9 protein-coding genes are annotated in these 14,361 nt (G+C 70.8%); 4 read left to right on the top strand and 5 right to left on the bottom strand.

Translation table 11 applies throughout. The annotated features are described in order from the left end of the window. Positions 1–158: 158 nt before the first annotated feature. Complete coding sequence (gene moaA, locus ACIP5M_RS25585) at positions 159–1,148, top strand: GTP 3',8-cyclase MoaA (RefSeq protein WP_401201073.1); 990 nt, start codon at positions 159–161, stop codon at positions 1,146–1,148. 12 nt (positions 1,149–1,160) lie between these two features. Here the strand turns inward: moaA and ACIP5M_RS25590 are convergent, their stop codons facing one another. Both ACIP5M_RS25590 and ACIP5M_RS25595 read right to left on the bottom strand, forming a co-directional pair. Then, positions 1,161–1,409 (bottom strand): hypothetical protein, encoded by a 249-nt coding sequence (locus tag ACIP5M_RS25590; protein ID WP_401201076.1) that lies wholly within the window; start codon positions 1,407–1,409, stop codon positions 1,161–1,163. 199 nt (positions 1,410–1,608) lie between these two features. Then, positions 1,609–1,887, bottom strand: a complete 279-nt coding sequence (locus ACIP5M_RS25595; protein ID WP_401201172.1) for a DUF3099 domain-containing protein — start codon at positions 1,885–1,887, stop codon at positions 1,609–1,611. Positions 1,888–2,128: 241 nt separating this feature from the next. Between ACIP5M_RS25595 and ACIP5M_RS25600 the strand changes: the two genes are divergently transcribed. Beyond that, the gene (locus ACIP5M_RS25600; RefSeq protein WP_401201078.1) at positions 2,129–2,407 is read left to right on the top strand and encodes a GlsB/YeaQ/YmgE family stress response membrane protein; all 279 of its coding nucleotides are present in this window, start codon (positions 2,129–2,131) and stop codon (positions 2,405–2,407) included. Positions 2,408–2,534: 127 nt separating this feature from the next. Here the strand turns inward: ACIP5M_RS25600 and tyrS are convergent, their stop codons facing one another. From tyrS to ACIP5M_RS25615, 3 genes are read right to left on the bottom strand one after another with little or no spacing between them, the layout of a single operon-like run. Continuing rightward, positions 2,535–3,803, bottom strand: a complete 1,269-nt coding sequence (gene tyrS, locus ACIP5M_RS25605) for a tyrosine--tRNA ligase (RefSeq protein ID WP_401201081.1) — start codon at positions 3,801–3,803, stop codon at positions 2,535–2,537. Between the two features lie 51 nt (positions 3,804–3,854). Further along, a complete protein-coding gene (locus tag ACIP5M_RS25610; RefSeq protein WP_401201084.1) occupies positions 3,855–5,249 on the bottom strand; it encodes a metallopeptidase TldD-related protein in 1,395 nt (464 codons plus the stop codon). Further along, complete coding sequence (locus ACIP5M_RS25615) at positions 5,249–6,772, bottom strand: TldD/PmbA family protein (protein ID WP_401201087.1); 1,524 nt, start codon at positions 6,770–6,772, stop codon at positions 5,249–5,251. Before ACIP5M_RS25615 ends, ACIP5M_RS25610 begins: the two co-directional genes overlap by 1 nt. A 698-nt stretch (positions 6,773–7,470) precedes the next feature. Between ACIP5M_RS25615 and ACIP5M_RS25620 the strand changes: the two genes are divergently transcribed. Then, positions 7,471–12,753: a hypothetical protein gene (locus ACIP5M_RS25620; protein ID WP_401201090.1), complete on the top strand. Its 5,283-nt coding sequence runs from the start codon at positions 7,471–7,473 to the stop codon at positions 12,751–12,753. A gap of 1 nt (position 12,754) precedes the next feature. Next, positions 12,755–14,257: a hypothetical protein gene (locus ACIP5M_RS25625; RefSeq protein WP_401201093.1), complete on the top strand. Its 1,503-nt coding sequence runs from the start codon at positions 12,755–12,757 to the stop codon at positions 14,255–14,257. The last annotated feature ends 104 nt before the right edge of the window (positions 14,258–14,361 follow it).

Genomic DNA, 14,361 nt, shown 5'->3' on the forward strand with positions numbered 1-14,361 from the left:
CGTGGCCGCGTCGTACTTCCCTACGACGCGGCCGCGCCACGTCTCGTTCGTTCGGGCGCCCCTGCGCGCCACCGGCGTCGCGTAGGCTCGATACAGCGCATGCAGTGCATCCACGACTGCGCGCACCTCTACGATCCGGACAGGGGAGGGGGCCCACAGTGCTTCTCGACACCTACGGCCGCGTGGCCACTGACCTGCGCGTCTCACTCACCGACCGGTGCAACCTGCGCTGTACCTACTGCATGCCCGAGGAGGGACTGCAGTGGCTCGGGAAGTCCGATCTGCTCAGTGACGAAGAGATCGTCCGGCTGATCCGCATCGCGGTCACCCGTCTCGGCATCACCGAGGTCCGTTTCACCGGCGGCGAGCCGCTGCTCCGTCCCGGCCTCGTCGGGATCGTCGAGCAGTGCGCGGCCCTGGAGCCCCGCCCCAAGATGTCCCTGACCACCAACGGCATAGGCCTCAAGCGCACCGCGCAGGCCCTGAAGGCCGCCGGCCTGGACCGGGTGAACGTCTCCCTGGACACCCTGCGGCCCGAGGTCTTCAAGACCCTCACCCGCCGCGACCGGCACCACGACGTCATCGACGGCATGGCCGCGGCCCGCGAGGCCGGTCTCACCCCCGTCAAGGTCAACGCCGTGCTGATGCCGGGGCTGAACGACGACGAGGCCCCCGACCTGCTGGCCTGGGCCGTCGAGAACGAGTACGAGCTGCGCTTCATCGAGCAGATGCCGCTCGACGCGCAGCACGGCTGGAAGCGCGACGGCATGATCACGGCAGGTGACATCCTCCAGTCGCTGCGCACCCGCTTCACGCTCACCGAGGAGGGCGCAGAGGAGCGCGGCTCCGCCCCCGCCGAGCGCTGGCTGGTCGACGGCGGCCCGGCCACGGTCGGCGTGATCGCCTCGGTCACCCGCCCCTTCTGCGGCGCCTGCGACCGTACGCGGCTCACGGCCGACGGCCAGGTCCGTACGTGCCTGTTCGCCACCGAGGAGTCGGACCTGCGCGGCGCCCTGCGCTCGGGCGCCCCGGACGAGGAGATCGCCCGGCTGTGGAAGCTGGCGATGTGGGGCAAGAAGGCCGGGTCCGGACTCGACGACCCGTCCTTCCTCCAGCCCGACCGCCCGATGTCGGCGATCGGCGGCTAGGCGGCGCCGGCGCTAGCGCTCCGAGCCCTCCGGCTGCACCCACTCGTCGAGCTTCACGACGTCCTTGAGGAAACCGCGGACGCCCAGGAACTGGGAGAGGTGCTCGCGGTGCTCCTCGCACGCCAGCCACGTCTTGCGCCGCTCCGGCGTGTGCAGGGTGGGGTTGTTCCACGCCAGGACCCAGACGGCCGCGTCGCGGCAGCCCTTGGCGGAGCAGGTGGGGGTTTCGGCACCGGGGCCGGGGAAGTCGGAGGAAGTCACGACCTCACCCTAGGGCCTGTCGTCACACTCCCGTCGTCGCCTGCGGGGCAGACGGGAGTGTGACGACGGGCCCTGGAACGGAATGGCGACGCCGGGCAGCCACGGGGGGAGCTGCCCGGCGTCGGTCCGTCGCTCCGACGGGGGATGCGGAGCGCGTAGGCAGTATGTCACGCAGGACCCGGTGCGGTGCACCGGAACTTCATGATTGATCTGAGCTCTTCTTGAGGTTTCCCGCGCCCAGCGCCGGCCGCACGGGAGCCGGGATGAAATTCGAGGGCAGCGAGGGGGCCGATTCGCGGCCCGCGTTCGCGATGACCACGGCGACGTAGGGCAGCAGGGCGCCCGCGATCAGCGTCACGATCGCCACCGGCCGCTGCACGTTCCACAAGCCCACGGTCGCGATGACCGACAGGGTCCTGATGCCCATCGACACGACGTAGCGGCGCTGGCGGCCCCGCACGTCCTCGGCGAGACCCATCCGCGCTCCGGTGATCCGGAAGACCTCGGCCCCGCTCCGCTTCTGCCGTTTCGTCCGCTCCACGCTCCACCACCCGATCGACGGCCGGACGTTCCCCGGTCCGGACCCTCCCACGGTACGCCGCCGCCCCGGCCGCGAGGAGAGCGGGTGTCCCCCGAATGGAGCTGCCCGAAATGCGCCGTACGCCCCGCCTGTCGAGACTGGGCCCACATGCGCACAACGCGCCACGAGGAGGCTCGACATGCAATGGTTGTGGGCGATCATCGTCGGTTTCGTGCTGGGTCTGATAGCCCGGGCCATCCTGCCGGGCAGGCAGCACCAGCCCCTGTGGCTGACCACCCTCTTCGGCATAGCCGGAGCCCTCCTCGGCAACGCCGTCTCGCGGTGGATCGGTGTCGAGGAGACCAAAGGCATCGACTGGATCCGGCACTTGCTGCAGCTTGCCGGAGCGGTCCTGGTCGTCGGCGTCGGTGACATGGTCTACCACTCGATCCGCGGCCGCAGGAGGCAGATGACCTAGTGCCGTGACCGCAGAGGTTCACGGCACTGGCTGCCCCGTCCGGGGCACGACGGAGGGGCCGGCCGGACAATGGCGTCCGACCGGCCCCTTCGCCGTGTTCCGTGCCGCTTCCGCGAGGCGCCGGGCCTCAGGCGCCGGTGACCTCGACCGCCGCCAGGTTCTTCTTGCCGCGGCGCAGTACCAGCCAGCGCCCGTGCAGCAGCTCCTCCTTGGCGGGGACCGCGTCCTCGGCCGTGACCTTCACGTTGTTCACGTAGGCCCCGCCCTCCTTCACGGTCCGGCGCCCCGCCGACTTGCTGGCGACCAGCCCGGTCTCCGCGAGCAGGTCCACGACCAGGCCCGGCTCGGCGACCCGTACGTGCGGCAGCTCGGACAGGGCCGCGGCCAGCGTGGCCTCGTCCAGCTCCGTCAGCTCGCCCTGCCCGAACAGCGCCTTCGACGCGGCGATCACGGCGGCGCACTGGTCGGCCCCGTGCACCAGCGTCGTCAGCTCCTCCGCCAGCGCCCGCTGGGCGGCGCGCGCCTGCGGCCGTTCGGCGGTCTGCGCCTCCAGCTCCTCCAGCTCCTCACGGCTCCGGAAGGACAGGATCCGCATGTAGGTGGAGATGTCCCGGTCGTCCACGTTCAGCCAGAACTGGTAGAACGCGTACGGGGTGGTCATCTCCGGGTCGAGCCAGACGGCGCCGCTCTCGGACTTGCCGAACTTGGTGCCGTCCGCCTTGACCATCAGCGGAGTCGCCAGGGCGTGCACGACCGCGCCCGGCTCCAGGCGGTGGATCAGGTCCAGACCGGCCGTCAGGTTGCCCCACTGGTCGGAGCCGCCCTGCTGGAGCACGCAGCCGTAGCGCCGGTACAGCTCCAGGAAGTCCATGCCCTGCAGGATCTGGTAGCTGAACTCGGTGTAGCTGATGCCCTGGTCGGAATCGAGCCGCTTGGCGACCGAGTCCTTCGTCAGCATCTTGTTGACGCGGAAGTGCTTGCCGATGTCCCGGAGGAACTCGATGGCGGACATGCCCGCCGTCCAGTCCAGGTTGTTCACCATGACCGCGGCGTTCTCGCCCTCGAAGGACAGGAACGGCTCGATCTGGGTGCGCAGCCGCGTCACCCAGTTCGCGATGGTCTCCGGGTCGTGCAGGGTCCGCTCCGCGGTCGGCCGCGGGTCACCGATCTGCCCGGTGGCCCCGCCGACCAGCGCCAGCGGCCGGTTCCCGGCCAGCTGGAGCCGGCGCACGGTGAGCACCTGGACCAGGTGCCCCACGTGCAGCGAGGCGGCCGTCGGGTCGAAGCCGCAATAGAACGTGACCGGACCGTCCGCGAACGCCTTGCGCAGCGCTTCTTCGTCGGTGGACTGGGCGAACAGCCCGCGCCACTTCAGTTCGTCGACGATGTCCGTCACGGTCTCTCGACTCCTTTGATGTCTGAAATTGCCAAGGTCAGTCTAGGTGGGTCAGACGCCCTTGCTGACCGAACTCATGTTGAAGTCCGGGATGCGCAGCGCGGGCATCGCGGCCCTGGTGAACCAGTCGCCCCACTCCCGCGGCAGGGTCTTCTCGGTCCGCCCCGCCTCGGTGGCCCGCGACAGCAGGTCCACCGGGGACTCGTTGAACCGGAAGTTGTTGACCTGCCCCGTGACCTGCCCGTTCTCCACCAGGTACACGCCGTCCCTGGTCAGGCCGGTGAGCAGCAGGGTGGCCGGGTCGACCTCGCGGATGTACCACAGACAGGTCAGCAGCAGGCCGCGCTCGGTGGCCGCCACCATCTCCTCGAGCGACCGGTCGCCGCCCCCGTCCAGGATCAGGTTCCCGAAGGCGGGGGAGAGCGGCAGGCCGGTCAGCCCGGCGGTGTGCCGGGTCGTGGTCAGCCGGGCCAGCTCGCCGTCCCGGATCCACTCGGTGGCCGGCACCGGCAGGCCGTTGTCGAAGACCGAGGCGTCGTCCCCGGAGCTGTGCGCCACCACGAACGGAGCCGACTCCAGGCCCGGCGCGTTCGGGTCGCTGCGCAGGGTCAGCGGCAGCCGGGACAGCTTCTCGCCGAGCCGGGTGCCGCCGCCGGGCTTGGAGAAGACCGTACGGCCCTCCACCGCGTCCCGCGCCGCCGCCGACCACATCTGGTAGATCAGCAGGTCGGCCACGGCCGTCGGCGGCAGCAGCGTCTCGTACCGCCCGGCGGGCAGCTCGACGCGCCGCTCCGCCCAGCCCAGGCGGACGGCGAGCTCCGCGTCCAGCACCGTCGGGTCCACGTCCTTGAAGTCCCGGGTGGCACGGCCGGCCCAGGCCGAGCGCTGCATGTCGGGGCTCTTCGCGTTGAGCTCCAGGGTGCCCTTGGGCTGGTCGTGGCGCAGCCGCAGGCCGGTCGAGGTGCCGACGTACGTGGACACCAGCTCGTGGTTGGCGAATCCGTACAGCTCCCGGCCGCCCGCCCGGGCCCGGGCGAAGGCCTCGCCGAGGGCCGGGGCGAAGTCCGCGAACACCGCCGAGGAGGTCTCGGCCGGGGCGTCGGCGAAGTCCGGCGACGCCGGGGTCCCGCTCACCAGCGGCTGGGCGTCCTCGGCGGGACCGGCTCCGCGCGCGGCCGCCTCGGCGGCCCGTACCAGCGGCTCCAGGTCCTCGGCGGTGACGGCGGAGCGCGAGACGACCCCCGAGGCCGTCCCCTCCGCGCCGTCGACCGTCGCGATCACGGTCAGGGTCCGGCCGCGGGTGACGCCGTTCGTGGTCAGCGCGTTGCCCGCCCAGCGCAGATTGGCACTGGACTCCTCGTCGGCGATGACGACACAGCCGTCCGCGGTGGACAGCTCCAGCGCCCGCTCGACGATCTCGTGGGGCTTCGTGTGGTTCATCGGCATCAGCGTCCGGCCTCCTGCGTGGTGTTCAAGATGTTCACGTCGCGGAACAGCGCGGACGGGCAGCCGTGCGAGACCGAGGCCACCTGGCCCGGCTGGGCCTTTCCGCAGTTGAAGGCGCCGCCCAGGACGTAGGTCTGCGGGCCGCCCACCTTCTCCATGGAGCCCCAGAACTCGGTGGTCGTGGCCTGGTAGGCGACATCGCGCAGCTGCCCGGCCAGCCGCCCGTTCTCGATCCGGAAGAACCGCTGACCGGTGAACTGGAAGTTGTAGCGCTGCATGTCGATCGACCACGAGCGGTCGCCGACCACGTAGATCCCGCGCTCCACCCCGCCGATCAGGTCCTCGGTGGACAGGCCGCCCGGGTCCGGCTGGAGCGACACGTTCGCCATGCGCTGCACGGGCACGTGCCCGGGGGAGTCGGCGTAGGCGCAGCCGTTGGAGCGACCGAGGCCGGTCAGCTTCGCGATGCGCCGGTCCAGCTGGTAGCCGACCAGGGTGCCGTCCTTGACCAGGTCCCAGCTCTGCGCCTCGACGCCCTCGTCGTCGTAGCCGATCGTGGCCAGCCCGTGCTCGGCGGTGCGGTCGCCCGTCACGTTCATGATCGGGGAGCCGTACTTCAGCTTGCCCAGCTGGTCGAAGGTGGCGAAGGAGGTCCCCGCGTACGCCGCCTCGTAGCCCAGCGCCCGGTCCAGCTCGGTGGCGTGGCCGATGGACTCGTGGATGGTCAGCCACAGGTTGGACGGGTCCACCACCAGGTCGTAGCGCCCGGCCTCCACGCTCGGCGCCCGCATCTTCTCGGCGAGCAGCTCGGGAATCCGCTCCAGCTCCGAGTTCCAGTCCCAGCCGGTGCCGGTCAGGTACTCCCAGCCGCGCCCGGCGGGCGGCGCGATGGTGCGCATCGAGTCGAACTCGCCGGTGACCTCGTTCACGGCGACCGCCGTCAGCTGCGGGTGGACCCGCACCCGCTGCTGCGTCGTCGAGGTGCCCGCGGTGTCGGCGTAGAACTTGTTCTCGTGGACGGCGAGCAGCGAGGCGTCCACGTGCGTGACCGCCTCGGCCGCCAGCAGCCGCGAGCTCCAGTCGGCGAGGAGCGCCGCCTTCTCCGCGTCCGGCACGTCGAAGGGGTTCACGTCGTAGGCGGAGATCCACGTGCGCTCCGCGTGCACCGGCTCCTCGGCCAGTTCCACCCGCTCGTCGGAGCCCGCCGCCTTGATCACCTGGGCCGACAGCTTCGCCATGGCCACGGCCTGCGAGGCCACCCGGGCGGCGGCGTCCATGGTCAGGTCCACACCCGAGGCGAAGCCCCAGCTGCCCCCGTGCACCACGCGGACCGCGTACCCGAGGTCGGTGGTGTCGGACCCGCCGGAGGGCTTGGCGTCGCGCAGCCGCCAGGAGGCGCTGCGGATCCGCTCCAGCCGGAAATCGGCATGATCGGCACCCAGCGCGCGGGCCCGGGCGAGCGCCGCGTCGGCGAGCGCCCGCAAGGGAAGCGCGGTGAAAGACGGATCGATTCCGTGGACCACGGGCGGCCTCACTCTCTCTGGCTGGGGTCATTGCGCACAGTCGGTCGGCATGGGAAGTGAATCACGACGGCGGTTGGAGCCGTAGCCGATATAGCCCGCGGGGTCCGCTGCCGTCACCTCCGGTGAATCGGCCTGACTTGGGGGCCTTCGAGACGAGAAGATGAGATGATCTATCGATGCACGCGTGGTCACGTGAACTGCGTTCCTGGGCTCTGTCTTTGACGGAGTCTGATATTCGCCTACTCCTGACACGGCATCACTGCCTGCGGGGAAAGGTCTGCGTTCACGGAGCCGGTCCCGAGGCCCATTCGCCGGCCCGGCGCGAGGTGAAAGCGGCCCGGGTGTGGCTGACGATGGCGCAACAGCCGCAGTTGGCCCGCATGGTCTCCTGCGGACTCGGCTGGTCCGTGCGGATGTTGAGCCGAGAATACGGATTCCCGGAGAAGGTGCTGGCCAGTCCCACACCGGCGCAGCTGACCGCGATGCTCGAGGTACTGCCTTCCCCCCTCGCGCGCTGTGCCCTGTACGGCATGCTGACGGCGCGGGCCGAGGAACAGCCGCTCGCCCTGCTCGCCGCGGAGCATGAGAAGACATTGAGGGCAGCGGCGGATCGTCAACCGCCCCGGGATGCCCACGCAATCGGCCGCTCATTCGCGAGCGCCGAAGCGGTAGAGGTGGAAACCGCATCCGATGCGGACGTGACCGGAGAGAGCGAGGACATGGCCATGTTGCCCAGGTCGGAGGGCGCGGCCACGCCCGCGGGCGCCCTTGAAACGCTCAAAGCGCTGGGCGGCCGCCTGGCCGCAGCCTTGCGTGCAGCCGGGGACGACGTGGAGGCGGGCCGCCTCCCCGGGTCACATGAGGAGCTGGCTCCGACGGTGGCCGCATGGTGCGACGCGCGTGCGGACCTCGTCGGCCGACTGGCTGCGCGGGGCTGCGCATGGCCGGGGGACCAGGGGTACACGGAGGTCGAGGGCGCGCTGAAGCGTCTCACCGAACGGCTGGCGACGCTGAGGCGCAAGGCGGGATCGTACGCTGCTCTGCTGGAGATGGCGGAGGGCGAGGACGAGGCGGCCAGCCTGCGCGGACTGCTCCAGGGCGTTCAGTCCGAGATAGCGGCCTTGGAGGCGGCAGGACCCGCCGGAGAAGCCGATCAGGCGGGGGGCGGCCTCCGGGAGCCGGCGGGCCCCCGTTCGGCGGACAAGGACGGGGCCGCCGGGGAGGCGGCTCCCCAAGAAGCCGTAGAGCGCGTTCCTGACCTGCCCCGCGGGTCGGACGAGGCCGACGAACCCGAACCCCAGGCGACGCGATGCGCGCCCGCCGGGGCGGAAGCCGACCCCGACATCCAGGAAGCCGAGCAGGCGACGCGGACGGACACGGAGACGGCTCCGGAGCCGCCGGCCACCGACGAGGCGAACGGCGAGACGGCCCAGTCCGAAACCGGGACCGAGGAAGGAACGGGTCCCTCCGTCGACGACGCGGAGGAAGGCTCCCCGGCCAGGGCCCCCGAGCCGCTCGTCCGGGTGGCCGAGCCGATCGAGGCGTGGTGGCCGGACGGGATCAGCACGCCCGACTGGGACCCGCGAGCGCCTTGGGAGACGGGAGAGCCCTCACCGGTGGCCCGCCTCGTACGGGACGGACGCATGGCGGAGGCCTACTGGCTGACGGGGGCCTCCGACGAGGCCGCGGTACGCTCCCAGGCCCTCGCCTTCACCGCAGCCGCGTACGCCTGCATCTCCGTGGCGGACGCCACCCCGGTGCAGATCGCCCACGACTTCGACACCGACCTCCTGTCGCAGGACCGGGAGGCCTACCTGGTCGCCTTGGCAGCGGCCTTGCGGACGGGCCTCACCGCCCGCTGGGCGCATCCCCTGGTCAGTGGATTCAGCATGCCTTCGGGGCTGACCGCCCCTTGGCAGGAACTGCTCACCGTCCTCGTGGCCGCCGTCCGCAACGGCCGTACGTTCGTCCCGGGCACCCTCCAGGCCGATGAGAGCCAGCAGGAGCTGAGCCGGCGGGAGGAGATCGGGAAGACCGCGCGGCGCCTGCTCGAAGAGCTGCCGCACCGCAAGACTCAGTACCAGCGGGCCTCACAGGTCCTCAAGTACCTCCTGGGTCCCTCGGGCAGGCTCCATGAGGCGCTGAACCGCGTCATCCAGTGGGCGGAGCACGGTGGGGGCGGCACCGCCTTCGCCGAAATGGGTGACCAGCTGCTGAGGGAGGGACCGGTCCGCCATCTCATCGAGGAGACGGACGCACAGTTCCGTACGCCCAAGCAGGCCAAGGAACCGATCACGGCGGGCGCGTTCCGGCAGCTCCTCGGCATCTGCAGGTCCGTCGGGGAGCTCGTCATGAAGGCTGAGGCGGCGCGTGCCGCCACGCGCCCGGCCCTCGGCAGCGAGCCGGGGGTGGCGGGCCTGTCCGCCGCCCTGCGGGAGCTGCGCAGTGTGCGACCTCTCCCCGGCGTCGGCGGGGCCGCCTTGGGCGTGCTGCGAGCCTGGTTGGCCGGTGACGTACCGAATCGCGAGGGCGGCGTCGAACGGCTCCGGGAGGACGGCGGGATCATCCCGCCCGAGGACTGCCTGCTCGGCCTCCCGGACCTGCCGCGCGACAGCGAGGGGCATCCGGTGCTGGACGACCCCCGGACGGCTCGGCTGCTGGCCGGGCTCCTCGGCTCCGCAGACGCGGAGACGGCCCTGACGCGCTACATGGAGGTGGGCGACCTCCACTTGGCCAAGGCGCTTGTCACGGCCGCCGAAAGGGTCCCCTCGGCCTACGGCTCCCTCGATCCCGAGTGGGTCGAGGGCGCTGCCCGCCGCTGCGCCCAGTCGTACGAGGACTGGCGCATTGCGCTCGCCGAACGGCACCGTGCCGCCGCGGGCCTGCTGGCGGAGATCCGGACCCTGAACCTGAATCTCGCGCCCGACATCGAACGGGACTTCACCGGCCGGCTGCAGGAGTTCGCGGACGGTGAAGAGTCCGGGCGCTACCGCCTCGCCCTGGAATCCCTCGAAGCCCTGGAGACCGAGCTCAAGGCGCTGGTCCGGGAATCCACGATCCGGCTTCGCGAGGACCTCGAACGGCTGCGGGCCGATTCAGACCTCGCGCTTACGGCCGAGGACCACGGACGGATCGCCCGCCTCATCGAGGAGGGCGACACCGTCACGGCCCAGGAGTTCCTGGCGCTCGCCACCAGCCGCCAGGCGCTGCCGGAGCGACCGGAGGACGACGGGTCGGAGCTGGTGGAGTTCGTGGCGGGTCTCGCCGACGCAAGTGCGCCCAAGGCCGGGGGCGACGGAGTGGACGCCGCGTGGTGGGCGGACCGGTTCGGCGGGGGTGACGAGGCGTCCCTCACCCAGGCGGCCAAGGCGGGCTTGGAGTCGTGGAAGGGCCTGTGCACCCAGCCGGGCCGTACCAGTCAGTGGCAGCAGCACATTCTGCAGGTCCTGCGGCTGCTCGGCCTGGAGATGACCAACAACCAGTTGAAGTCCGAGCGGCTCGTGCGCGGGCACGGCATGCGCACGTTCCGCGCCAAGGCGCGGGTGGCCGAACGGCCCGGCTACGTGGCGGCTCTGGGCTCGCGTGCGACGTCCTACACGATCATGCTGATCTGGGAGGAGCAGCCTGCGGACGGGCCGCTGGCGCACCTCGAGGACGCCGATGTCGGTGCCAACATCATCCTCTACATGCACCCGCTCGGGGTGGAAGGCCGCCGGGGGCTGGCGGTCGCGGCACGGAAGAACACCCAGCAGGCGCTCGTCGTCGACCCGGCGGTGCTGGGGTGGATGGCCGCCCGCGCCCCCGGCTCCTTCCGCTCGCTCCAGAGGGTCACCCTTCCCTGGACCGCCTACAACCCGTACACCCCCTTCGTCGCCGGTCTCGTCCCGCAGGAGGTGTTCTACGGGCGGGACAAGGAGATGGGAGAGGTGATGGGCCGCGACAGCGGCATGTTCCTGTACGGCGGCCGGCAGCTGGGCAAGTCGGCGCTGCTGCGGCGGGTCGCGGAGATCTTCCCCAGTAGGCCCGACGAGAACGTCGCGGTCTACCTCGATCTGCTCAAGGCCGAGATCGGACACGCGGAGGCGCCGGATCAGATCTGGAGCCGGCTGGTCGAAGCGCTCAAGCGGGAGGGCGTCTTCGACAACAGGATGTCCGACCGGGCGGGCCCGGAGATCGTCGTCAAACGCATCCGTGAATGGCTGGATGAGGACGAGAGCAGGCGGATGCTCGTCCTGGCCGACGAGGCGGACTCGTTCCTGAACACGGACTCGCGGCGGGCGTACAAGCTGGGCAGCGAGACAACCTTCCCCAACGTCATGCAGTTCCAGCGTCTCATGGAGCAGACCGAACGGCGCTTCAAGATCGTCTTCGCGGGTCTCCACCAGGTACAGCGCTTCAGCCACCTGTCCAACGTGTCGACCGTGCACGGCGGACCGGACGTGCTCGTCGGCCCGCTCATGCAGGCGGCCGCCATCCGTCTCGTCACGGAGCCGACAGCCGCCCTCGGCTACACCTTCGAGAGGCCCGAACTGGTCTGGCGGATCCTCGCCATCACCAACTACCAGGCCAACCTCGTGCAGATCTTCTGCCGGGAGTTGGTGGAGACCCTGCACGCCCGTCCGTACGACTTCACGGACGGCCCCGTGCAGATCACGGAAGCCGACGTCCAGTGGGTGGCGGCGTCCGAGACGGTCCGCCGGCGCATCGCGGAGCGGCTGCGATTCACGATCAATCTGGACGACCGCTACCGGGTGCTTGCCCTCGTGATAGCCCTGCGCAGCCTGGAAGACGGGTACCGGGGCGACTACACCCCCCGCGAACTTCTCCAGCTGGCGCGCGAGGCATGGCCGGCGGGCTTCGAGCCGCTCAGCGTCAAGCAGGTGCAGATCTTCCTTACGGAGATGGTCGGGCTCGGACTGCTGTACCAGCTCGGGGACCACTCCAGGTTCGCCGTCAGGAGCCCCAACGTCGTCAACATGCTGGGCACCCACGAGGAGCTGGAACTGGAGCTCCAGGAGACCGAGTTCACCCAGCCCTACGAGTACAACCCCCGGTCGGCGCGCCGCATCCTCGGACGGGACGCGCAGCAGATCCAGCGCTACAGTCCGCTGACCGAGGGCCAGCTGCACGAGGCTGCCCAGCCCGGCGTCAGCGTGGTCGGCGTCACCGATCTGCACCGCCCCAACCAGGTGTTGAAGGCCGCCGAAGTGTTCGCGCAGTCGCGCGGTGTGGAGATCGTCAAGCACGTACAGGGCGGCGACCTCGGCAAGCTGCTTCAGGGTCGGCGCAAGGCCTTCGTCCTCACGGCCGACCTCCGCGGCGCCTCCTCCGAAGAGCTGCGCGAGAGGCTCCGAATGCTGGTGAAGCAGGCCGGCCCCGCCGCGGAGAAGCTGGTACCCCACGCCGAACGGCGAGGATCGGGCAAGGAGAACCGCTCGGTCGTGGTGCTCGCCGACGCCGCACAGGTGGGCGAGGTGCTGGGGGGCGGGCAAGGAGAAGAGCTCTCCCTGAGGGTGCTGAGCCCCGACCGCTGGACCGCCGACGCCCTGCGTGCCTGGTCGGAGTGCCCGTTTGTGGCCAGCGAGGACCGGGAACGGCTGGTCGCGGCTACGGGTGGCTGGCCCCACTGGACGGAGGTCGCGGTCGCCGACGTCGCCCAGCACGGTGCGACGCTCGACAGCGCCCTCGAACGGATCAGGCTGACCATTGAGAAGCCGGCCAACATCGAACATCACCTCAAGCAGTCGGGGCTCGACCGCAGGGACCTGGAACTGGCCGCCGCATGGACCGAATACGTCGGAGAAGGTCAGGGCGTCCCAAGGGACGACGTGGAGGCGGCGATAGAACTCTCCGCGGAGGAGGCGGAGAGCTGGCTCGTCAGGCTCGATCACCTGGGACTGCTCGACGAGGTCGAGGGAGGGTTCGCCGTGGAGCCGGTCACCTACCGGGCGGTCCGCTTCTGGGCCTCCAAGGAGCGGTGAGGTGTCGGCCCACGAACCCCGCTCCTGGCAGCTCACCGATCTGCCGGGGGCGCGGGGTCAGATCCACGACGTCGCGACGGACCTTGCCGCGGGCCAGAACTGCCTGTGGCTCCTGCCCGACCGCATGGTGGACGAGGGCGATGCCGACCGGTTGTACGGCGAGGCTCTCTTCAGCTTGCCGAGGGTGCTGGACCTGCCGGCATCGCCGGAACCGGCTGACGGCGGTGGGGCGGGCGGCCCGTATGAACGGGAGGAGACGTCCGAGGCCGGGCATCCGAGGCCCTGGACCGATGACGACCTGCCGTACCTGGAGGGCTACGACGACGGGTTCGACCTGGGCTGGCCGACGGCCACACCTGCCGGGCGCGGGATGCCGTACGCCCCCCACGACCACGGCCCGGCGGCAAGTCTGCTGGCACGCATCGGCAAGGAGCTGTCGGTCGAACCGGAACAGGCGCTCTCCCGCCTGGTGGTCGGCGACAACGGGAGACAGCTCGTCGTCGGCATCCGCGCCTGGGCCGAGGGCGACACCCCAGCCGGCCGAGGCGGAGGAATCCAGAGGCTGTTCCAGACGCTGACGGCCGCCGTGAAGGAAGCCGGACTGTCTCCCGGCGAGCGTCCGCTCCTGTTCGTCGCCGCCCGGCTCCAGGACCTTCCGGGGGGACTCCCCGACGAACTGGGACTCGATGTCGCGAACACCTCGGTGCGTTGGTGGTGGGGTGTGGTGGGACGAGCGGACACTGCGATGGTCGTCGCGCCGCGTGCCGCCGGAGCCCGCCGCCCGGAACGCCGGCACAGCGACGCTCTGCGGGACCGGGTCGTACGAACGGTCCGTGCCGAGATCGTGGTGGAGGTCAGCGGACCGGACCTCTCCCTGGCAGAACGTCTTTCAGAGCTCTGGGACGGAAAGGATCACAGCCTGCTCGGAGCCTTGACCTCCGCCCTCGCGGACGTGCCTGGCCCCCGCGCCGACGTCTGGCCGCGCGGACTCGCCCAGACGGGCGCTAGGCGCAAGCCCGACGCGTGGCTGCGGGAAGCCTGGGCCGCAGGGGCGGTCGCCGCGTGGGAAGGGCGATTGCGGATCCACCCGGCGTCCTGGCACGCAGGGCCCCGGGCGCAGACCCGGGCCAGGCTCGACGCGCTGGTGTCCCAGGCACAGCAGCGTGTCGTCCTCCCCTGGATAGAGGACGCCCGGGGCCGCCTGGCCGCACGGGCCGTGGCCCATCTCACTCGGCCGGTCGAGGCCGTCGTCCTCGATCCCGAGTTCCGGGCGTCCCGGGGCTACCTGCGCGACGACCCGGAGCAGGCCTTCCTGGAATGGGAGGTCGGGCAGCTGCTCTCCGCCCATATCAAGGGATACCTCGCCCTGCCAGCGGAGGACGCGGGCCTGCTCAGGCTTCTCGTCAGCAGCCGGAACGCGCTCGCACACCGAGGTGTGCTGCCTGACACAAAGCTGCACGATCTCTGCGGCGAGCTGTCGAAGGCCGACCGCAGGCGGCCCTGACCCGCGCTACTTCTGTAGGGACTCGACATACCCCGTCGCAAGGCCCTGTCGGAGGTCGATTCTCCGTACGAGGGGTGCGGCCTATAGGTTTCCGGTATTCAGAC

The organism is Streptomyces sp. NPDC088762 (assembly GCF_044750905.1).
GTDB lineage: Bacteria > Actinomycetota > Actinomycetes > Streptomycetales > Streptomycetaceae > Streptomyces.